The sequence below is a fragment of the Streptomyces sp. NBC_00080 genome (assembly GCF_045041255.1).
GTDB lineage: Bacteria > Actinomycetota > Actinomycetes > Streptomycetales > Streptomycetaceae > Streptomyces > Streptomyces coriariae.
In genome coordinates, this window is the sequence record NZ_CP108236.1 from 230,725 (window position 1) to 250,907 (window position 20,183).

The 20,183-nt window shown below is 68.7% G+C and carries 23 protein-coding genes and 2 pseudogenes; 9 read left to right on the top strand and 16 right to left on the bottom strand.

Annotated elements, in window-relative coordinates:
- Positions 1-29 precede the first annotated feature (29 nt).
- Positions 30-1,106 carry an alpha/beta hydrolase gene (locus OHU34_RS44735; protein WP_142270048.1) on the top strand — a complete coding sequence of 359 codons (1,077 nt, stop codon included), beginning with the start codon at positions 30-32 and terminating at the stop codon, positions 1,104-1,106.
- A 481-nt stretch (positions 1,107-1,587) separates the two neighbouring features.
- On the opposite strand, the gene cynR is transcribed toward OHU34_RS44735, so the two are convergent.
- Positions 1,588-2,496, bottom strand: a complete 909-nt coding sequence (gene cynR, locus OHU34_RS44740) for a transcriptional regulator CynR (RefSeq protein WP_142270289.1) — start codon at positions 2,494-2,496, stop codon at positions 1,588-1,590.
- Positions 2,497-2,620: 124 nt separating this feature from the next.
- On the opposite strand from cynR, the gene OHU34_RS44745 reads away from it, so the two are divergent.
- Positions 2,621-3,229 carry a carbonic anhydrase gene (locus tag OHU34_RS44745; protein WP_142270049.1) on the top strand — a complete coding sequence of 203 codons (609 nt, stop codon included), beginning with the start codon at positions 2,621-2,623 and terminating at the stop codon, positions 3,227-3,229.
- Between the two features lie 111 nt (positions 3,230-3,340).
- Positions 3,341-3,811, top strand: coding sequence for a cyanase (cynS, locus tag OHU34_RS44750; protein WP_142270050.1), 471 nt, complete (start codon positions 3,341-3,343; stop codon positions 3,809-3,811).
- 190 nt (positions 3,812-4,001) lie between these two features.
- Here cynS and OHU34_RS44755 read toward each other — a convergent pair whose 3' ends face one another.
- The 11 genes from OHU34_RS44755 to OHU34_RS44805 form a co-directional block, all read right to left on the bottom strand.
- Positions 4,002-5,678 carry an acetolactate synthase large subunit gene (locus OHU34_RS44755; protein ID WP_142270051.1) on the bottom strand — a complete coding sequence of 559 codons (1,677 nt, stop codon included), beginning with the start codon at positions 5,676-5,678 and terminating at the stop codon, positions 4,002-4,004.
- Positions 5,679-5,987: 309 nt separating this feature from the next.
- Positions 5,988-6,119: a hypothetical protein gene (locus OHU34_RS44760; protein ID WP_405772704.1), complete on the bottom strand. Its 132-nt coding sequence runs from the start codon at positions 6,117-6,119 to the stop codon at positions 5,988-5,990.
- Positions 6,120-6,604: 485 nt separating this feature from the next.
- Positions 6,605-7,072: a nuclear transport factor 2 family protein gene (locus OHU34_RS44765; RefSeq protein WP_142270052.1), complete on the bottom strand. Its 468-nt coding sequence runs from the start codon at positions 7,070-7,072 to the stop codon at positions 6,605-6,607.
- A gap of 14 nt (positions 7,073-7,086) precedes the next feature.
- Positions 7,087-8,034: a pyridoxamine 5'-phosphate oxidase family protein gene (locus tag OHU34_RS44770; RefSeq protein WP_142270053.1), complete on the bottom strand. Its 948-nt coding sequence runs from the start codon at positions 8,032-8,034 to the stop codon at positions 7,087-7,089.
- A 107-nt stretch (positions 8,035-8,141) separates the two neighbouring features.
- Positions 8,142-8,561, bottom strand: coding sequence for a hypothetical protein (locus OHU34_RS44775; protein ID WP_200840098.1), 420 nt, complete (start codon positions 8,559-8,561; stop codon positions 8,142-8,144).
- Between the two features lie 562 nt (positions 8,562-9,123).
- On the bottom strand, positions 9,124-9,597 hold the full coding sequence (locus tag OHU34_RS44780) for a nuclear transport factor 2 family protein (RefSeq protein WP_142270054.1): 474 nt from the start codon (positions 9,595-9,597) through the stop codon (positions 9,124-9,126).
- A 289-nt stretch (positions 9,598-9,886) separates the two neighbouring features.
- Positions 9,887-10,348, bottom strand: coding sequence for a transposase (locus OHU34_RS44785; RefSeq protein ID WP_142270055.1), 462 nt, complete (start codon positions 10,346-10,348; stop codon positions 9,887-9,889).
- A complete protein-coding gene (locus tag OHU34_RS44790; protein WP_142270290.1) occupies positions 10,233-10,694 on the bottom strand; it encodes a transposase in 462 nt (153 codons plus the stop codon). Before OHU34_RS44790 ends, OHU34_RS44785 begins: the two co-directional genes overlap by 116 nt.
- Positions 10,695-11,050: 356 nt before the next feature.
- Positions 11,051-11,626: a TetR/AcrR family transcriptional regulator gene (locus OHU34_RS44795; RefSeq protein WP_142270056.1), complete on the bottom strand. Its 576-nt coding sequence runs from the start codon at positions 11,624-11,626 to the stop codon at positions 11,051-11,053.
- Between the two features lie 137 nt (positions 11,627-11,763).
- A complete protein-coding gene (locus OHU34_RS44800) occupies positions 11,764-12,300 on the bottom strand; it encodes an ATP-binding protein (protein ID WP_235034754.1) in 537 nt (178 codons plus the stop codon).
- A 437-nt stretch (positions 12,301-12,737) separates the two neighbouring features.
- Positions 12,738-13,211 (bottom strand): nuclear transport factor 2 family protein, encoded by a 474-nt coding sequence (locus OHU34_RS44805; protein ID WP_142270054.1) that lies wholly within the window; start codon positions 13,209-13,211, stop codon positions 12,738-12,740.
- Between the two features lie 651 nt (positions 13,212-13,862).
- On the opposite strand from OHU34_RS44805, the gene OHU34_RS44810 reads away from it, so the two are divergent.
- From OHU34_RS44810 to OHU34_RS44820, 3 genes and pseudogenes are all read left to right on the top strand, one after another.
- Positions 13,863-15,164, top strand: coding sequence for an aminotransferase class I/II-fold pyridoxal phosphate-dependent enzyme (locus OHU34_RS44810; protein WP_235034755.1), 1,302 nt, complete (start codon positions 13,863-13,865; stop codon positions 15,162-15,164).
- Positions 15,165-15,249: 85 nt separating this feature from the next.
- Positions 15,250-15,969 carry a glutamine amidotransferase-related protein gene (locus tag OHU34_RS44815; protein ID WP_142270058.1) on the top strand — a complete coding sequence of 240 codons (720 nt, stop codon included), beginning with the start codon at positions 15,250-15,252 and terminating at the stop codon, positions 15,967-15,969.
- Between the two features lie 308 nt (positions 15,970-16,277).
- Positions 16,278-16,517, top strand: a pseudogene (locus OHU34_RS44820) (hypothetical protein); the annotation flags it as partial.
- 198 nt (positions 16,518-16,715) lie between these two features.
- Here the strand turns inward: OHU34_RS44820 and OHU34_RS44825 are convergent.
- Entirely contained in the window at positions 16,716-17,114 is a 399-nt protein-coding gene (locus OHU34_RS44825) for a hypothetical protein (protein ID WP_142270059.1), read from the bottom strand.
- Positions 17,115-17,289: 175 nt separating this feature from the next.
- On the opposite strand from OHU34_RS44825, the pseudogene OHU34_RS44830 reads away from it, so the two are divergent.
- Together OHU34_RS44830 and OHU34_RS44835 are read left to right on the top strand one after the other, a co-directional pair.
- Positions 17,290-17,654: pseudogene (locus tag OHU34_RS44830) on the top strand (IS5 family transposase); the annotation flags it as partial.
- A gap of 35 nt (positions 17,655-17,689) precedes the next feature.
- Positions 17,690-18,094, top strand: coding sequence for a hypothetical protein (locus OHU34_RS44835; protein WP_142270060.1), 405 nt, complete (start codon positions 17,690-17,692; stop codon positions 18,092-18,094).
- A 32-nt stretch (positions 18,095-18,126) separates the two neighbouring features.
- On the opposite strand, the gene OHU34_RS44840 is transcribed toward OHU34_RS44835, so the two are convergent.
- The 3 genes from OHU34_RS44840 to OHU34_RS44850 all read right to left on the bottom strand — a co-directional run bounded on the left by OHU34_RS44840 (position 18,127) and on the right by OHU34_RS44850 (position 19,537).
- Positions 18,127-18,633, bottom strand: a complete 507-nt coding sequence (locus OHU34_RS44840) for a hypothetical protein (RefSeq protein WP_142270061.1) — start codon at positions 18,631-18,633, stop codon at positions 18,127-18,129.
- Positions 18,634-18,765: 132 nt separating this feature from the next.
- A complete protein-coding gene (locus OHU34_RS44845; protein ID WP_268827260.1) occupies positions 18,766-19,398 on the bottom strand; it encodes a hypothetical protein in 633 nt (210 codons plus the stop codon).
- Positions 19,391-19,537, bottom strand: coding sequence for a hypothetical protein (locus OHU34_RS44850; RefSeq protein WP_200840117.1), 147 nt, complete (start codon positions 19,535-19,537; stop codon positions 19,391-19,393). Before OHU34_RS44850 ends, OHU34_RS44845 begins: the two co-directional genes overlap by 8 nt.
- Positions 19,538-19,658: 121 nt before the next feature.
- On the opposite strand from OHU34_RS44850, the gene OHU34_RS44855 reads away from it, so the two are divergent.
- Complete coding sequence (locus tag OHU34_RS44855) at positions 19,659-20,153, top strand: lamin tail domain-containing protein (protein ID WP_142270063.1); 495 nt, start codon at positions 19,659-19,661, stop codon at positions 20,151-20,153.
- Positions 20,154-20,183 lie beyond the last annotated feature (30 nt).

Here is a 20,183-nt window from a genome sequence, read left to right on the forward strand (position 1 = left end):
CGCCCTGCGCCACGCACCAGGAGTTCCCCATGCGCACCGCACCTGTCCGAATCAACCGCAAGATCGCCGTCGCCGCAGCAGCCGCCCTCATCGCCGGGGTGACCATCACCGCCCACGCGTCGGCCTCACCCACTGCACCGTCCGCCACCACAACCGTCCCGGTGCTGGAAAAGGACGCCCAGGCGTTCGCCGACGCGGCCGCGAAGAACCCGCCCATCTACACCCTGTCCTACGGCGACGCCCGCAAGGCACTCGACAGCGCACAGGCCGGCCCCGTGGACAAGCTCCCGGCGGACATCAGCCACCGCACCCTCAAGGTGGGACCCACCGGCGAGGTGACCATCCGGATCGTCCGCCCCGCCGGAGTGAGCGGCAAGCTCCCGGCCGTCATGTACTTCCACGGCGGCGGCTGGGTCCTCGGCAACGAGAACACCCACGACCGGCTGGTGCGGCAGATCGCCAACGGCGCCCGCGCTGCGGTCGTCTTCGTCGACTACACGCCCTCGCCCGAGGCGCGCTACCCCATCGCCATCGAGCAGGCGTACGCGGCCACCAAGTGGGTCGCCGAGCACGGTGACGAGATCAACGTCGACGGCTCCCGGATCGCCGTCGCCGGCGACAGTGTCGGCGGCAACATGACCGCCGCCGTCACCCTCATGGCCAAGCAGCGCCGCGGCCCTGCCCTGCGCGAGCAGGTGCTCTTCTACCCGGTCACCGATGCCAACTTCAACACGGCCTCCTACCGGGAGTTCGCCGACGGACCCTGGCTGACCCGCAAGGCCATGAAGTGGTTCTGGGACGCCTACGCCCCCAACGCCAAGGACCGCAAGCAGATCCTCGCCTCGCCACTGCGCGCGAGCCTCAACCAGCTCGAAGGCCTGCCCAAGGCCCTGGTCATCACCGACGAGGCCGACGTCCTGCGCGACGAGGGCGAGGCGTACGCCGCCAAGCTCCGCGCCGCCGGCAACGACATCACCACCGTCCGCTACCAGGGCACCATCCACGACTTCGCCATGCTCAACGCCCTCGCCCACACCAACGCCGCCAAGACAGCCGTCGACCAGGCCAACCACTTCCTCTACACCGGCCTTCACAGCGGCTCCTGACCCCCGCTCCAGAGCGGACCGGCTCCGGCAGCGCCGCCGAGCCCGGGCCCGCGGCGGGGAGCGTGAGGACCAGCCCGACCCCCGCCGGCGCACGGGACGGCGCCGCCACGGACGCGGCCTTCGCCCAGCCGCAGCCGGACTGCAGAGCCAGTGGAACGTGGTCCGCAGCCCGCCCACGGGCCCAAAGACCCACAGAAGCATCAGAGATGCCGGTGGCCACACGTCTCCACGGCCCGCCCTCAAGCCGCAACAAATCGCTTCGGAGCCGGTACTCCCGAACTCCAGGTCTGTGTCCTGCCGGCTGCTGCCCGCGACGGTGACAGCGGCGTCCGTGACCGACCGCGGGAGCTGAGCGAGCCGTGCGGGCCTTGCCAGTCGATCAGAGGGCGTGCCGTACGAAGGGAGAGTTCCACGGCTCGACCTGTTCGCTCGACAGACGGCGTCCCTGCGCCATGGGCCACCGCCCGCTGCCTCCGCGACCTCACGGGGAGGAGGAGTATCCGCTGGAGGCGACCCATTGTCGGGTGAGGTGGGTGAAAGCCCGGGCGGCAGCGCTTTGGTAGGAGCCCGAGCGGCAGAGCAGAGTGACAATGCGCTCGGGCAGGGGCGGGGCGAGGGGGACGGCACGCAGATGCGGGTGATCCCGGGCGATGGCCTCGGGCAGCACAGATGCCAGAGGGGTGCGCTGGATCATTTCGGCGACGGCATTGACCGAGTTGGCTTCCATCGCGATGCGCGGTGTGGTGCGGTGCTGATCGAAGTAGGTGTCGATGTGCCTGCGGGTGGCAAAGTCGCTGCTGAGCAGGGCCAGGGGGCGGCCTTCCAGTTCGCGCACGGGTAGCGGGTCTGTCCGGTCGGCGTAAGGGTGGTGGGTGCCGACGACGAGGCTGAGGGCTTCGGTGAACAAGTCGTCCGTGGTGATGCCGGGCAGGTGGGCACCGCGAAAGGCGATCCCGAGGTCGAGGTCATCGGCAAGGAGGGCGGACTCGATGCGGTCCTGCGTCATCTCCCTGATGCTCAGGGAGATGTCGGGATGACGGACGTGGAACTGTCCGGTGAGGGGGCCGACGAGGTAGGCGGTGAAGGTGGGGGTGACCGCCAGGCGCAGACTGCCGCGGGAGAGGTCGGCCACGTCGTGAACGGCGCGTTCAGCAGCGGCGAGTTCCTGCAGGGCGCGACGGGCGTAGTGGACGTAGGTCTCGCCGGCGTCGGTGAGGCGCACGGCACGACCCGTACGGTCAAGCAACTGCGTGCCCATCAGGCGTTCCATCTGTCTGATCTGCTGGGACAGGGTCGGCTGGGAGATGTGCAGGACTTCGGCGGCGCGGGTGAAGCTGCCTTGTTCAGCGACGGCGAGCAGATAGCGCAGATGACGTAGTTCGAAGCCCATGACATCACTATAGATGAGACCAATAGATCTTATATTCAGGGCGTCTTGGACTCTATAAGCACAGTTCATGCATGGTGGATTTCGTCAACCCGCACCAGTCGGGCACTGGCCGAAAGGAGTGATCATGCAAGACCTCGCCGAGGGAGTCGCACATTTCCAGCGGGGCGTCTTCCCCGCCCAGGCGGCGCACTTTCAGCACCTGGCCACCACGCACCGGCCCAGCACCCTGTTCATCAGCTGCTCCGACGCCCGCGTCATACCGGAGCTGATCACACAGAGCGAGCCGGGCGAGCTGTTCGTCATCCGAACGGCCGGAAACCTGGTGCCCGCCTACACCCCGAACGCTGATGGGATCGCGGCGAGCATCGAGTACGCCGTCGCCGTCCTGGGCGTGTCCGACATCGTCGTCTGCGGGCATTCCGCCTGTGGCGCGATGACCGCCCTGGCGGACGAGCACGACCTCGCCGCCCTGCCGGCCGTCGCCCACTGGCTGCGGCACGCGGAGGCCTCCCGGGTCCGCACGGCCTGTGCCGAGCCCGGCGAGGACAAGGTGAGCGTCCTGATACGGAACAACGTGATCGCTCAGCTGGCAAACCTGGCAACGCACCCCAGCGTCGTCCGGGCACTGGCGGCGAAGACCCTCACGCTGCGCGGCTGGGTCTACGACATCCCCACCGGCGCGGTCGACCAGCTCGACCCGGTCACGGGTTGCTCCGCCGCCCTCGCGGCCTGAGCTGCCCTGGCCCTTTCGTCCAGGCCGCCGTCCGGCGGCCTGATCCCCAGACCGTATGACTCCGCTGAGCTCGCTGTAGTGCGGGCCGGCATGTTGGAAAGGAGCACCCTCATGGTGCACGCTCAGTTCGACCCTGCCGCCCGGCAGGCCCTGGCCGCTGTGGTTGTCGAGGCCAAGACGCGCAAGGACCTGACCTGGCAGCAGCTCGCCGACGCCAGCGGCCTGTCGGTCGCCTTCACCACCGCCGCGCTTCTGGGTCAGCATCCCCTGCCGGAGGCCGCCGCCAGGGCGGTCGCCGAACTGCTGGAACTGGATGAGGAGGCGGCCGTACTGCTTCAGGCCATCCCGACCCGGGGATCCATTCCCGGCGGCGTCCCGACCGACCCGACGATCTACCGCTTCTACGAGATCGTCCAGATCTACGGCACCACGCTCAAGGCCCTGGTCCACGAGCAGTTCGGCGACGGCATCATCAGCGCGATCAACTTCAAGCTCGACGTCAAAAAGGTCGCCGACCCCGAGGGCGGCGAGCGCGCGGTGATCACCCTGGACGGCAAGTACCTGCCCACCAAGCCCTTCTGACCCAGCCGTCCGCCGTGCCGGCGGCCGCTGCCGATAAGGCGCCTGGGCCGGACGCCGATTCGCTTCGGGCGACCAGGGCCACCATGACAGGGCTCCCCCGCCGCTTCCCGCGCCCCCAGCACGACATGGGGTCGCGGTGAGGCGGCGGGGCCTTGCGCTCACTTGGGCCACGGGATCAGTCAGAACGACGTCAGAGTGCGGCGTCCAGTTGGCCGAGGCGGGCGGTGAGCCTGAGGTTCTCGCTGTAGTCGACGGGGCAGGCGATGATGGAGACTCCGGGGTCGGCCAGGGCTGTTCGCAGCGTGGGCAGCAGTTCCTCCGCGTCGGCAATCCGATATCCCGTGGCTCCGAAGCTCTCCGCGTAGCGGACGATGTCGGGATTGCCGAAGGCGGTGGCGTCGTGTTCGCCGAGCGTCAGGTCCATCTTCCACTCGATGAGCCCGTAGCCGTTGTCCTCCCAGATCAGCACGGTAAGCGGGATGGCTTCGCGGACGGCAGTTTCGATCTCCTGGGAGTGCATGAGGAACGAACCGTCGCCGACCGCGGCCAGCACCTTGACGTCCGGTTCGGCCAGAGCCACGGCGAGCGCTCCGGGCAGTGCGAAGCCCATTGCGGACAGGCCGTTGGAGATCAGGCAGGTGTTGGGCGCGTACGTGGGGTACAGCCGCGCCATCCACATCTTCAGGGCGCCGGTGTCGACGAGTACGACATCGTCGCGCCCCAGAGCGGCGCGGGTGTCGGCAACGATGCGCTGCGGTGCGAGCGGGTACCGGCCGTCGGCACGTCCGCGATCCAGCTCGGCTTGCACCATTTCGCGGCACCTGGCCGGGGCCGGCCCGCGGAAGCGGTCGGAGACGGCGGCCGACAGCGCGTCCAGGGACTGCGAGATGTCGCCGATGATGCCAAGGTCGATCGAGTAGTGCGCGTCGACCTCAGCGGGGATGCGGTGCACGTGGATGATTTTCTTGTCGCGTTGGGGGTTGATCCGGGCGGGGTCGAACTCCTGCAGTTCATAGCCGACGGCGATGATCAGGTCGGCCGCGTCGAAACCGAAGTTGGTGTAGTCGCGGCGCATGAAGCCGATCGAGCCCATGGAGTCGATGAGGTCGTCGGCAATGACTCCCTTGCCATGGAAGGTGGTTGCCACCGGCAGTCCGAGGGAGTCGGCGAAAGCGGTGAGCGATGTGGCAGCGGCGTTGCGGGCTGCGCCGTGGCCGGCCAGCACGATGGGGTGGCGAGCGTTGCGCAGGAGTGCTGCGGCGCGGGCGATCTGGCCCGGCGACGGCGCCTCGGCGCGCACCACGTAGCGAGGCAGCGGTTGCAGCTCGGCGGCGGCGGGCGCGGCGTCGACGTCCTCGGGTACCGCCAGGTACACCGCGCCGGGCCGCTCGGTTTCGGCGGTCTTGAACGCGCGGCGCAGCATTTCGGGGATCGCCCCGGCGCTGGGCACGCTGGCCGACCACTTGGTGATGGGAGCGAACATGTTGACCAGGTCAACGAACTGGTGGGTTTCCTTGTAGTTGCGGTTGTGGCCGACCTGCGCTGACAGGGCAACCAAGGGGGTGCTGTTGGTCATGGCGTCGGCGACACCGAGCTGAAGGTTGATGGCTCCCGGGCCGAGCGTGGCCGAGACGACCCCGGCCGTACCGGTGACCCGGCCGTACATCTCGGCCATGAACGAGGCGGCCTGTTCGTGGCGGGTCAGGATGTATCGGATGCCGGAGCGTGCCAGGGCTAAGGTCAGGTGAAGGTTCTCCTCTCCGGGAAGGCCAAAGACGACGCGGACACCTTCGTTCTCCAGGCAGCGGACCAGCAGTTTCGCTGCGCTGTGCCGATCTCGGTCTGAGAATTTGCTGGGCCCGGTCATGGCACGCCTTTCTTGCCGGGATCCACATCCAAGCTACGCCTCCCTCCGGGTCCGCACCCACCGCAGTCGCGTGGGGGACCGCGTCGGCTGGCCGGGGGGCACTCCGAGTCCGTCACACCGTGACCACCGGCGCCTAGAGCATGGCGCGCGAGGTGGCCGATGCGAGGACGGCGCTGCCCTGCGTTCTGGTGACTGTGGACCACCATGCTCGTCAAACCGACTCGGCAGCTTCGTAGTGGTCCTCCTGTCGCTCTATCTGACGGTGGAACGGGGCTGTTCGGCATCTTTCGCCGGTTTCGTCACAGCGGTCTACGGCGTCGGCGGCGCCGTGGCGCGGTCGTCGGTGGCGTGCTCGCGGACCGCCTGGGCAGGCGGGGTGTCCCTGTTGGCCTGGCCGATGGGATCGCCGAACTCGGCGCCGAGGTGGGTACGTTGTGGCACAAGCGGCACCACGCCAGGCTTCCCGTCGCCGCCGTACGGATCTGGAATGGGAGTTCATCGAGCGCTGCCTGCCGATCGGCAGGTTCGCCCCCGTACCTCAAGCGGTCACCGCGGCGGTTCGAGGGGTTGGTCCGGCGGTGAAGACGGGCGGCGGTGGCGGGAGATGCCGGGCGAGTTCGGTGCCTGGCCGACCCGACCGTCCACAACCGATTCCGGCAATGGAGAGACGCCGGCGTCCTCGAAGCCAGCCGGAGGGGCTGATCGCCGGAGCGAAGCGGGGTGAGGTGGGTCCCTGGTCACTGGTGCGACGAGGACGGGAAACCGCCCAGGAGGGCCAGCTTCGGTGCGCCAAGCTCGCCGGTTTCCCGGTAGGACACCCGGTATCCAGTTACGTCGATGGTGCGAAAGCTGAGGGTCATGGCCATTCACTCATTGCTGTGCCCTGCTCAGGCGCCGTCATGGGCATCTTGGGACGTGCGGTGGTTTCAGGCGAGGGGGATGTCGTGCCCGGGGCCGCGCTCGCTGTCGGGGCGGGGGCCGAAGTAGCGGCGGTCTTCCTCGTTGATGGGCAGGTCGTTGATGCTGGCCTCGCGGCGGCGCATCAGACCGTTGTCGGCGAACTCCCACAGTTCGTTGCCGTAGGAGCGGAACCACTGGCCTTCGCCGTTGTGCCATTCGTACTGGAAGCGGACGGCCATCCGGTTGCCACGGAAGCCCCACAGGCTCTTGCGCAGGACGTAGTCGAGTTCGTGTTCCCACTTGGCGGTGAGGAACTCGGTGATCTCTTCGCGGCCGGTGACGAGGACATCGCGGTTACGCCAGGCGGAGTCCTCGGTGCAGGCAAGGGCGACCTGACGCGGGTCGCGGGTGTTCCAGGCGTCTTCGGCGGCTTGGACCTGGGCGAGGGCGCTGTCGATGTCGAACGGAGGGACGAGCGGGCGGCTGTCGGTCATGGCGGGGCGGTCCTTCATTGTGCGGTGGGCTGGTCGGTCAGCGGCGGGTTGTCGGGGGCTGCGGTAACTGTGTCGGCCTGGAGCGGCAGCAGGCGGCCGGCCACGAGATGGCGGGGGGTGAAGTGGACACGGCGGCCGGTGCGGTCGTCGTCGCCGGGGATGCCCGTGCGGGTCCATTCCAGGGCGGCCCGACCGGATAGGTGCAGGGTGTGGCCGGTGGTGAAGTCGCAGAAGAGCAGGGCGGCGGTGGGGTCGGCCTGAAGATTGCCGAGGGTATTGAACATGTTGTTGCCCCAATAGTCGGGCCACCACAGTCGTCCGTCCTCGGCGCGGACGAATCCGGGAGGACCGCCGCGGTGTGAGGCGTCGTTGCCGCGGGCGGGGTGGGTGGTGCCGATCAGGAAGGTGTCGGACCGGCGGATCAGGCCGATGTCGCTGGCGGCGAGGGTGTCGGCGCTCCGGACCGGCTCCCCGCGAGGGATACCCGCGGGCGTGGCGTGGAGTTGCCGGCTCTGGATGTACTGGGGGCAGTTGCCGTATGCCTGCTCCACGCCGATGCGCAGGCCGTCGCTCCCGGTGGCTGAGAGGGTGCCGTTGATCCGCAGGCGTCTGCGGGTGGCGAACTCGACCACGATCAGCCCGACCTGCTGGGCCGCCGGTAGGTGATGCAGTGGGTCGCCTTCGGCGGGCAGTGCCCGCACGGCGAGGGCTGCCGACGAGGCGACGTGGAGGAACCCGGGCGGGCCGGTGAGCGGGGAGACCCACAGCGTGCCGTCCATGGCGCGGGCGGTGATCGCGGCGAAGGTCCGCTCGGCCAGGAATCGGGCCACGCCGCCGCGCAGCTGGGCGGGGGCCAGCATGCCGGAGAGCCGTGCCGCGTCCCTGGCTACGCCTGCCTGACGCTGGACGGCCAGCTCGCCCTCGTGGAAGCCCACCGGGGTGCTACGCGCCGGGTCTGTCATCGTTCTTCCTTCCACGGGCGGTCGGGGATGCCGCCGACCGGCGGGCGAGGGGCCGCCGGCCTGGCCCCGGTCGGGGGGTGGGGCCGGGCCGGCGGGGCGGGTGCGGGTCAGACCACGGAGCGCGGCGTGACCACGGGCCAGTCGTTGTCGACCTTGGCGAGGTTGAAGTGGTTCGTCAGGACGTTCAGGGCCAGGTGGCCGACGACCTCGCCGATCTCGGCGTCCGCGGCACCCGCGTCGCGCTCGGCCTGCAAGGGCGCCGTCGTCGACACGGCCGTGACCCCGGGCGACGGCGTAGCTGCCGACGGCGGCGAACAGCAGGGTGTGGGGCGGGCGCCGATGAAGTTGGCGAAGACGGTGGTGACCGACAGGGCCACGGCGGCCATTGCCCAGGCCGGGTGGAACCGGCCGGTGGCGGCCGGGACGACCAGGCCGTTGAAGGTGATGGCCTGCGGCGGGTGCGGGGCGGGCCGAACAAGATGCCGCCACCGTTGCGGTGTCTCCGGGCCTGCCTGGGTGGCGCTCATCAGGCCGGGATATCGGTCTGCGTGCGAGCGGTCCGCAGCAGTATGAGTGCAAAAAAGGGAGGCGGAAGTCGATGGCGCTCATGACGCCGTCGCCGTTCGAGCCTCACGGCGAGTACTGAGTCCGCGCCGGCCTCCGAAGCGCCGCACGGGGCAGGCTAGTCGCAGCAGCGCGGCAGATGCTCCTGGCGCTGCACGCAGACAGCAGCTCTCGCTGCTCGAGGGTCGGTTACTTGGGCCCCGGAGGTTGATCGTGGGTTCGGTTCCCGCTGCCTGCTCGTGCAGCCCTGCAACAACGCGCTCAGTGGCCGCGCGGTTCAAGCGCTTCGACCGACTGGCCCGCCCGGGCTGTCGTGCCTCGACGGCCCGCTGTTGGCCGAGGCCACAGGCTTCGCCGCGAGAGCCAGAGGGCGGGCCTGAAGGGACGGGGACGGTCTCGCCCGACTCCCTCAGGCTTGTCCCTCTGTCGGGCGCACGCACCACGCCGCGTCCGCTCTCCGATCGACAGCCACCCGGCAGGCTCTCAACCGGGTGGCCGGCCTGGGACCTGTCGCGGCGGCGAGGGTCAGAGGCCGAGGTCGCTCAGGCCGGGGTGGTCGTCGGGGCGGCGTCCGAGGGGCCAGTGGAACTTGCGCTCCGATTCCTTGATGGGAAGTTCGTTGATGCAGGCGTAGCGGTGGTGCATCAGGCCGTTGTCGTCGAACTCCCAGTTCTCGTTGCCGTAGGCGCGGAACCAGTTGCCCGAGTCGTCGTGGTACTCGTAGGCGAAGCGCACGCCGATGCGGTTGCCGTCGAAGGCCCACAGTTCCTTGATGAGCCGGTAGTTCAGCTCCCGGTTCCACTTGCGGGTGAGGAAGGCGACGATCTCGTCGTAGCCGGTGGCGAACTCCGCGCGGTTGCGCCAGTAAGAGTCCGGGGTGTAGGCGAGGGCGACCTTTTCCGGGTTGCGGGAGTTCCAGCCGTCTTCCGCCAGGCGGACTTTCTGGATGGCGGTCTCCCGGGTGAACGGCGGGAACGGGGGGCGCGGTTCGTGACTCATGTCGCTTCCTTCGGTTGTACTCGGGCCCACACAAGGAGGTGGGTGCCCTCGACGGCAACCGCATCGCGGCAGTCGACCGACCAGGCAGAGAACGAGCGTTCTCCGTGCCCTCCACGATAGTAGAACGTTGGTTCTCGCGCAAGCTGCTGAATTCGATTGCGTGATTCCGATCCGCACGATGTCCAGCCCAGTTCTCGTCCTGGGCCTGCACTGAACAGGCCCGGGCCTCGGCCCTGGTTGCCTGGACGGGCACGATCGGCGACTGCTACGAGGGGCCCATACCGGCTCCTCAGAGTTGAGCGGTGCGGAGGTGTCCGCGGGCCCGGCGAGCGGTGACGCAGCGTGTCCGTAGCCGTTGTTTGTCGGCATTGCGAAAGCCGAACGCCGCGCGGGCGACACGCTTGATCACACGGTTGATGCCTTCGCCCCTGGCGTTTGCTGTCCGGTGTCGACGAATGCGGCGGTCTCGGGCCATCAGCGGTCGACGGTGACGGCGAGCGGCCGCATCTCGGGGATGTCGGAATCCGCGCGCCATGTGAGGAACTTCCAGCGGGGTTGGCCGACTTGGTTCCGGTCGGCGCCAGTTCTGGCCAGAGCGAGGAGGCTGCGCAGGTTCTCCTTGGCGATCCACGTCCTCAGCAGGGTCTACCCGATTGCCCCTCGCCGAGCGCGTTCCACATCGTCGCGAACTGCTCGTCGGTGAGGTCCTCACGGCTGCGCAGCAGGCGCCGGCGGGCCGACCACTCCCCATCGGTGGCTCGTCCGCGTCGGCTGCGGACCTCGGCAGTGGTGCGGCGCCGGGCCGCCGAGAGCATCTTGTTCGCCAGCTGCACCACGTGGAAGTGGTCGATCACGACCCTGGTGTGCGGCAGGCCGGTGCGGATCGCGGCGCGGTAGGTGGCGGTCACGTCGATGGCGACGTGTGTGATGCTCTTTCTCCAGTTCAGCGGGGCGGTGGCGAGCCAGGCCAGCACGTCGGCGACGCTGCGGTCCTCGACCTGGCCCAGCAGCCCGCCCGCCCCGAGGGCGTCGATGAAGCCGGTGTGCCACCGATCGCGTGCCCCGCCCGTCTGTCGGTGTCGAGGTCTTGTTCCCAGCGCGGCTCGCCCCGGCGGGTCTCACCGATGCCCAGCACGTCGACCTCGGGCAAAGATGCTTCGACGACCTCACGGGCCTGGTCGCGCAAGGCATGCGTGCGGTCGGCCAGGACAGGTGCAGATCCCGCGGCCTGGACGACGGTGGAACCCGGCGTCGCGTATCCGGCGTTCGGCCGCGACCCGCAGTCGCATGGTCATCCGCGCGCCGGCCGGCAGCTGCGGGTCCTGCTCGATGGACGACCGGCGCGGGCAGGGCCAAAAGCCCCCACCCAGGACCAGCCTCACGTGCGCCCTGCTCACTTGGCGGCACCCCGCAGGGAACGGAAGCGGGGCTGTGAGTGAAGGCGACGGCGTGCTCAGGCAGCGGTGACCACATCTGCGTGAGCGACCCGCAGCAGGGTGCGGGCGGCGTCCTTGGCGTGACGGGCGGGCTCTGGAGACCCGGAGATGGCCGCTGTGGTCATCGCGCCCTCGGCGAGGAGGACGAGCTGGTCGGTCAGCCACGCGGGCACGTCCGCGGCGGCCACGAGATCGGCAAGATATCGCCGGAAGGCATCCTTGTGGGCCTTCGCGATGTCGGCCACGGTCTGGGACGTCGCCCCCAGCTCCCCGAAGGAGTTGATGAAGCCGCAGCCGCGGAACCCCTGCTCACTGAACCAGAGGAACAGCCAGTCGAAGACCGCCAGAATCCGCTGCTCGGGTGAGTCGTAGGTATCCACGTGCTGGGCAAGATCGCGGAGCCACCTCGCGTCCCGCCGCCTCAGGTACGCCTCGACCAGGGTGTCCTTGGAAGGGAAGTTCTGGTACAGGCGCTTGAGAGGCACGCCGGAGGCGGTGCGGATCGCATCCATTCCCACCGACTGAATGCCTCGGCCGTAGAACAGCTCCTCCGCAGCGTCAAGGATCCGCTGCTCAGTCGTCTCGGCTTCCACTTCGCTCACCCAATCTCGAAAACGGTCGTTCTCTCACGATACAGCCACCAGGTTGCACGGCATATTCCCGGGCGCGGGCCGGCCGTCGCCGTGTGCGCCTGCCCGGATCGGGGCCGGGCGTGTTGCCCGCTGCCCACTCAAGCGAGCGCAAGGTCTGCCTGGGGCTGCTCAGCCGGTGCGGTGGCGACGCGGAGGCCGGCGCGGTCCCGCCGGTGATCCCGTTCCTCGAGTGTTTCGGTCCAGTCCGCCAGGAGTTCGACGATGCCCGCGCCGCGGCCGTGCTCATCAGGGGCACCGGTGCAGCGAGGGTGGGGCGAGGGCGCCGTGGCGCCGGAGTCGGCGACCTCGATACGCACGGCGCGGCCTTCGAGCGCGAGGCTCACGATCATGTCGGCCCGTCCGTGCTGGGCTGCGTTTCCCGCAAGCTCGCCGACGATCAGCAGGACGGAGTCCTGATCCTCCGGGACGACGTCCCATCGGGCGAGCAGGGATGCGGCGAAGTGGCGGGCGGTGTGTACCCAGCGCTCCTCGGCGGGGAGGGCGATCATGCCGTGCCGGTGCATGCCCGTACGGGCATGGGCCAGCGCCGGGGTCACGGGGGCCGGCCGGGGCTGTTCGCCGGACGGGGGCAGCGCCATCGGCGGGGGTCGCATTGCGGTGTGCGAGAGAGTCATGGGATCACCCAGCTGAACTTTCCGAGCCCGCATCAACAGGCTCGTGTTCTGCAGCTTCTCTGCCCTCGGCCCTGGATTGGGGCGGCGTCAGGGCCCAGGCGGCGGTCCTGCGGCACTCGCGGCGGCCGAACCGGCAATCCGTCCGGCCAGCGATGACAGTGTCGTGAGCCTTCAGACTGAGAACGATCGTTCTATTGATTGAGACCAACCTATAGAACGGTCGTTCTCGGCACAAGAGGGCTGCGCCGAACTGTCGAAAATCCGGAGCAGCGCCCCACGCTTACCGCAGGTGAGAGGGTCTTCAGGGCCTGCGAGGGATTCCTGAGCCCAAGCCCTCCAGGTGCGCGGCGGCCTCTGCCGCAGGTACAGCGTCACGAGCGAACGGCCGCGCCGTGGATCCGGCGTCGGGCCCGGGTCCACGGCGCGGGGGTGGCCGGTCAGAGGCCGAGGTCGCTCAGGCCGGGGTGGTCGTCGGGGCGGCGTCCGAGGGGCCAGTGGAACTTGCGCTCCGATTCCTTGATGGGAAGTTCGTTGATGCAGGCGTAGCGGTGGTGCATCAGGCCGTTGTCGTCGAACTCCCAGTTCTCGTTGCCGTAGGCGCGGAACCAGTTGCCCGAGTCGTCGTGGTACTCGTAGGCGAAGCGCACGCCGATGCGGTTGCCGTCGAAGGCCCACAGTTCCTTGATGAGCCGGTAGTTCAGCTCCCGGTTCCACTTGCGGGTGAGGAAGGCGACGATCTCGTCGTAGCCGGTGGCGAACTCCGCGCGGTTGCGCCAGTAAGAGTCCGGGGTGTAGGCGAGGGCGACCTTTTCCGGGTTGCGGGAGTTCCAGCCGTCTTCCGCCAGGCGGACTTTCTGGATGGCGGTCTCCCGGGTGAACGGCGGGAACGGGGGGCGCGGTTCGTGACTCATGTCGCTTCCTCTGGGTCTGTCGGTATCGCCGCTGGTGGGGTGTGAGTTCCGTTGGCGTGGGTGCGCTGCCGTGAGAACGAGCGTTCTCGTCGACAGGTAAAACCGTACGGGAACGATGGTTCTCGCGCAAGACCCCCAGGTGCGTCCGGGGCAAGCCGCTGTGAACAACAGGCTTGAGGTGAGGGGGTCGAGGGCCGGGCCCGTGACTCGCAGTCGCCCTGCACGCCGCCCTGCACGGAAGCCTGGCGCCGCTCGGCCGCGCGACGCCTGCCGCTTCCTGACCAGCCGCCTTCAGGACTCCAAGGTCATCTCATGGCGGCTTTTGGGCTCGCCTTGGCTGAACCCGGGGAAATCCCGCCGGGTGCTCAGCAGGCGGGCAGACGTGCTCTGTTGATCTCCCCACCTCCGATCCGGGAGTGGGGTGTGCATCGGGTCGTGGACGCGCCAACTCCCACCGTGCCGTCGACGAGGTGTTCCCTACCTCCCCGGCGCCTGAGAGCCGGCATGACGTGGCCGCGGTCTAGTCGCCCGGATGAACGGCTCGCCGGTCCGACACGGTCGGGAGCGCTTTTGGCATAGGACATATTTCTTATGGCCTATGCCAAACGTTATGGTCGTGTGCGGAGGTGGTGCTCGGTGCAAATCAGCGGGATGACGGCGACAGAGATCGCGAGCAGTGTGCGGGACCTGATCGCGTCGGGTCAGCTGGCGCCGCAGGACCTGCTCCCGCCGGTGCGCAAGCTGGCCGAGGAGCTGGGGGTGAACCGGAACACGGTGGCCTCGGCGTACCGCCAGCTGGTGGCTGCCGGCGAGGCGGAGACCCGCGGCCGCGGCGGGACTGTCGTGAGTGGGGTGCCGCAACTGGCCAGCGAAGGCGCGTGGTTCGGCGGCCGCCTGATCGATCTGGCCAGCGGCAACCCCGATCCGGAACTGATCCCCGATGCACTGCAGGCGCTCCGGGGTGGTGACTACCGGCCCGCGTTCTACGGCGCACCGTCGGTCGATCCGGACCTCGCCGGCTGCGCGGCGGAACAGTTCGCGCCGGACGTGGCCACGGACGGCTTCCGGATTCTGGTCACGCACGGCGCGGTCGATGCCACGGAGCGGCTGCTGACCGCATATCTCACCCGGGGCGACGCGGTCGCGGTGGAGGATCCGTGTTTCCTGGCCAGTATCGGTACCCTGCGGCTGAACGGTCTGCGCACCGTCGCGGTCCCGGTCGACGAAGCAGGGATGCGGCCGGAGGCCCTGCGGGCGGCGTTGGAGGGCGGGGTGCGAGCGGTGGTGTGCACGCCGCGGGCCCACAACCCGACCGGTGTGAGCGTCACCCGCGAGCGCGCCGCCGAACTGCGGTCGGTCCTTGCGGCGCATACCCAGGTCCTGGTCATCGAGGACGACCACTTCTGGGCCGTCTCCAACGCGCCGTACCACCGGATCACGCCGCCCGAGGTCTCCCGGTGGGCGCTGGTGCGCTCGGTGTCGAAGTTCCTCGGGCCGGATCTTCGGCTCGCGCTCGTCGCGACGGACGAGGAGAGCGCCGAGCGCCTGCAGACGCGGCTGAACACCGGGACGACGTGGGTGAGCCGACTGCTGCAGCACACGGTGTACCGGCTGGTGAGTGATCCGCAGGTGCACGAGCTGACCGCCCGCGCGCGCGACGCCTATGCCAAGCGCAGCGCGTTGCTGTTGGCCGAGCTGGCTGAGCGGGGCATCGGCCGTCCGCTCGGCTACCGGCCGGACGGCCTGAACGTCTGGGTGCCGCTGGGCACGGAGGCCCGCCCCATCGCGGATGCACTGGCACGACGAGGGTGGGCAGTCCAGCCCGGTCACCTCTTCGCAGCCAAGGCCGGCACTAGCCAGGAGATCCGGGTAACCACCTCCACGCTCACCACGCAGCAGGCCCGCGAGTTCACCGACGACCTCGCCGCCGTCCTCCCCGTCCACCCCACCTGACCCGGCCCGGCCATGCCGTCGGCGGCATGAGCTACCGCAGCGCACCGCTCCCATCACACACACAGACCGAAAGGCCAGCACAGTCATGCGTACCCACATCGTCGTCCACGAGGCGTTCGAGGCCCCTGGGGCCTTCGAGGACTGGGCCAGAGCCCGGGGCCACGACCTCAGCTTCTCGCGGGTCTATGAGGGGGACGCGCTGCCCGCGTCCGGACAGGACATCGACCTGCTGATCGTGATGGGCGGCCCCCAGCAGCCCAGCACCACCGTCGAGGAGTGCGCGCACTTCGACGCCGCCGCGGAGAAGGCCCTCATCTCCTCCTGTATCGAGGCGGACAAGGCCGTCATCGGTATCTGCCTCGGCGCCCAGCTCGTCGGTGAGTCCCTTGGCGCCGCCTGGGCGCCCAGCCCGAACACGGAGATCGGATCCTTCCCCGTCACACTCACCGACGCCGGCCGCGAGCACCCTTTCCTCGCGGGCTTCGGGGACTCCTTCCACACCGGCCACTGGCACAACGACATGCCGGGCCTCACCGACCACGCGACTGTGCTGGCCACCAGCGCCGGATGCCCCCGCCAGATCGTCGCTTACAGCCGCTACGTGTATGCCTTCCAGTGCCACATGGAGTTCACCCCCGACTGCATCGAGGCCCTGATCGAGCACAGCGAGAAGGAACTGGCCGCGCTCACCGACCGGCCATTCGTCCAGCAGCCCGACCAGCTGCGCGCCAACGACTACACCGAGATGAACGCCAAGCTCATGACGTTCCTCGACCGGCTCGCCGCGGACTACACCGCGCGCTGACGAGCGGGCCGCTGAAACAGGCCGGTGCTGCTTAGGACGCCGCGGCCGCGCAGTTGGCGTCAGCGGGCCTGGTTCAGTTCCCGGTTAGCCGCTTGCGCAATATCGAGTGCCTCGCGATGTTCGATTCGTGTTCGATATATTGATCCCAGAGATGCATCGGCAGCCCTCGAAGCACTGGGAGGCGGGTGGTCATGCTGCTGCGAACGGCGTGCGTCTCGCGGCCTATGGAGACGAACCAGTCCGCAGCAGGAAAGCGAGACACTCTGAGGTATCTGGAGAACCAGGGAAGCGCCGGGTGACCGAGATGACTCGACCACGAAACCGGTGTTGACCTCGACGGATACGTCTGGGGAGTGAAGTGGCACTGCCTTTATCCGGGCGCGAAGCTCCTCCCCGAGTCGGAGGCGACCCAACGCTGGTCTAAGACCCTCGGGATCGACTTCCACGAAGTGCGCATTGAGACCAACGCGCACAACCTGACCTTGCTCTTCCGTGACCTTCAGGTGAGCGAGGTCCCGGTTGGATATGCACCGTTCGTCACGGAGTAGGAATCGCAGCGGAGTTCCTGCGGGCCTGGGTCGGGCATCCCGCCTCCGGCTGGTCAAGTAGCCCAGACAGTTCCGCGGCGGAGGTGATGCTGTGACCTGGAACGTTCGCCATGTTGCCTGAACATGAGGCGAGAGCGGGTCGGCCGCCCCAGCGGATGCCCACTCACGACCGCGGTCTGACCAAAACGCTCCGGACGGTCACACCACCAGGGCCGCGTGCAGTGCATGGAATGCTTCACGAAGTTCCGATGTGGCGATCGGATCGATCTCCATCTGCAAGTGACACACGGTGTCGTCGCCGTTGGGAGTCAGGCGTACGAAGAAGGCGAAACCGTCCCCGACTGGCTCCGCGTTCAGCGTCAGCGGATTGTTGCGACCCGGAGTCACAGCCACCGAAAAGCGGACACCCGACGGAGTGCGCAGATGAGAGAGCATCCGCGCTGCGAAGTCCATAGCCTCCGCAGCGCTGAGATCTGCGGTGAAGTCAGCCGTCAGGCAGGAGCTCCAGTCTGCGGTGATCTGCCAACTGTCCCCACCGGTCCGAGCCAGTTCCAGCCACACATCATCGCTGCCGAGGCGTATCCGCGGCTGTTCCATCGTCGCCCTCCGACGTCCATGCCTGGGCTCAAGATCCTATGGGGCGGAACTCCGTCGTCGGAAGTCGTTGCACGTCATCCGCCCTCCCCGCAACCCGGCGAGCCCTCCCTGTCAGAGCACTAGGAGCTGTCCGGGCGATCATGTGACTGCCCGTGCCTGAGTCGTTGTTATGGGCATGGGGCGGGGTGATCTGACGGATGCCGAGTGGGAACGGCTGCGGCCGTTCCTGCCGGTGAGCGATGGGCGTTGTGGCCGGTGGCGAGATCACCGGCAGGTGATCGACGGGATTCTGCACCGGGTGCGGACCGGGGTGCACTGGCGGGATCTTCCCGAGCGTTTCGGGCCGTGGAAGACCGTGTATGAACGCCACCGGCTGTGGTCGGCCGACTGCACGTGGGAACGTCTGCTGCAACAGTCCAGGCTGCTGCCGATGCCGCGGGCGAGATCGACTGGGACATCTCGGTGGACTCCACCATCGTGCGTACCCATCAGCACGCGGCTGGTGCGCGGACCGAACCGCCGCCGGCACCTGCGTCAAAGGGGGCCGAGACGGCAGAACATCAGGTCGAAACGCCGTGGCAGAGCCTGCTCGCGCCCGGCTGGTGGAGGTGGTGCAGGAAGCGGTGATCGGCGCAGTCACCGGGGCGACGACGTCACCGAGCACCCTACTGCTGGGCCGATCCGACGCCTCCGGCCGATTCCGGCTGATCGCCCGCACCACCCCGCTGCCCACCGCCGCCCGGCGCGACCTGGGAACCCGGCTGCGCCCCGCCGACGCCGACCACCCGTGGCGCGGACGTCGCTTCAGCGCCGGTTGGGGCAGCCGCGGCGAGCTGGAGTTCGACCCTGTCCACCCCGTGGTCGTGGTGGAGTTCCTCGCGGACACGGCCGTCGACGACGGTCGCTACCGCCACCCCGTTCGCTTCCTGCGGGTGCGCGAAGACCTCACCGCCGACCAGCTGCCACTTCTCGGAGCCTGATCTTGTGCGGTGGTGAGCCGGGATTCTCGGCCTCATTCAGAGTGGCTGGCCTGCAACAGACGTGCCTGCCTGGCGACTTCCTGGACCAGCAGGTCGTCCGGGCTGCCGAGCCGGAGCTCAGGTCCGGGTGACGGGATTGCCCTCCAGATGCCGGCGTACGTGGTGTTGATGGCGTTCATCCACCACTGGGGCACGTGGCCGCCGGGCAGGATGCGCGGATGCTGAAGGCGGAGGGGCGGCCGATTTCCTTCGGCACGCCGTGCGGGCAGTGCGTGGGCCGCTCGAAGCAAGGCTGCGTCGTGTGCCTTGCTCAAGGCCACAGCGATCCGGAGCTCGCGGTCCGAGGCCCTGTACTCGGGTGTCTGCACGTACGCGTGGAGCTGCCGCTGGTACTCCGCAGGCGGGAGGTCGTCCCGGTTCGGGCGGCCGCTTCCGACGCTCTTCGCCTCGTGCACGCGCCGGTCAGCTGCTTTGGCCTGGCTGAGCTGGAATGCGAGTCGTTCGACGGTTGCCGGCCAATGGACCCCGACCATGCGCACGATCACCCTCCCGGATGCCCAGCCGCTTGGCGGCAGCCAATCGGTCCATCCCTGTCAGGAGGCGTTGTGGGCCGGGTTGTTATGCGCGCCTACCAGTCCCGAGGCCGCAGATGCGGACGAGGAGGAGGACGACTAGCAGGTGTGGTCGAGATCCTTCGCGATCACGCTGTGCAGGGTGGCGCTGTCCGGTGCGGCGGGGTCGGGGACGACGAAGGTGAAGTCGACGCCCTGCGGGTACTCCCCGACGACGACGGTGAGTTGGTCGGTCAGCGTGGGGAAGGTCCGCATCTCCCCCTCCACCCCGGCCGCACCGAGCAACTCCTTCAGCTCCCCGAACGTGAACTCCGACGCGAGGGTCACCGTCTCCCCCCGCCGCCCGGTCGGCACGTCCACCGTCCCGGTCCAGGTGCTCAGCGCGACCCGGAAGATCTCGCGACAGCCGCACACTTCGAGGCGCACGTCCCCGTACGCGAAGGTCCGGGGCCAGGTCTCCCTCGGGTGGAGGAAGTAGTCGGCCTCGACCGGTGGTCCGAGTACCTCGGTGACGGCGTCCAGCGTGGCTCTGGGCCTGAGGACGCCGACGCCGCCGGTCGTCGCGTAGTCCGTCAGCACCTGCCTCATGTCCATGCCGGAAATGATCTCAGGCTTCGGCAAGGCCGCGGGCCCGTTCGAAAGGGTGAGGCCGTCGGAGAGATCCACGATCGGGTCGGGGTAGTCGCCGGCCGCCAGCCGGCCGAGGCCGCGCAGCCGCCACGGTTCATGCACGGACGGGCCGGGCCCTGGATATCGGCGAGGCCAGGCGGAGCAGGGCTTCGGTGTCGTCGTGGTCGGCGGCCTCCCGGGCCAGGGCTTCCGCACCCTGCCGGTCCCCGGCCTCCTCCCCCAGCTCGGCCCGGCGGTACAAGGCTTCGATGTGACACCCGCCCGCGCCGCGAGTTCACGATATGTACACGCCAAGGACACTCATTGATCACTTCCGGTATGCTCCGGGCGCTCTATTCGCACCACTGAGGGGGGATTTCCTCATGCGTATGCGCCACACTCTGGCCGCAGTTGCCGCCGCGGGCACGATCGCCGTGATCGCCGCCGGACCGGCCCAGGCCACCGAGTACACGTCCGCGCTGAAGCTCAAAGGCGTCCAGTACGACGCCCCCGGCAGCGACTCCAACCGGTGCTCCGGCGGCAACACCAAGAGCGAGTACCTGACGATCAAGAACTACTCCCGCACCGCGACCGTCGACCTCAAGGGCTACGTCGTCAAGGACGCCACGGGCAACAAGTTCACCTTCACCACCAGCCACAAGCTCGAGCCCGGCGACTACGTGAAACTGCGCGGCGGCAAGGGCACCAACTCCGACGCAGGCAACGTCGTCTACCGCCAGAACTGCAACTTCATCTGGAACAACGACAAGGACACCATCTACCTGCTCAAGCCCACCGGCGCCAAGGCGGACGCCCACTCCTACACCAAGCGCACCAACGACACCGACGGCAACGGATACATCAACTACCACGGCTGACCTCCCACTGACGCCACCCCTCGCCCCGCC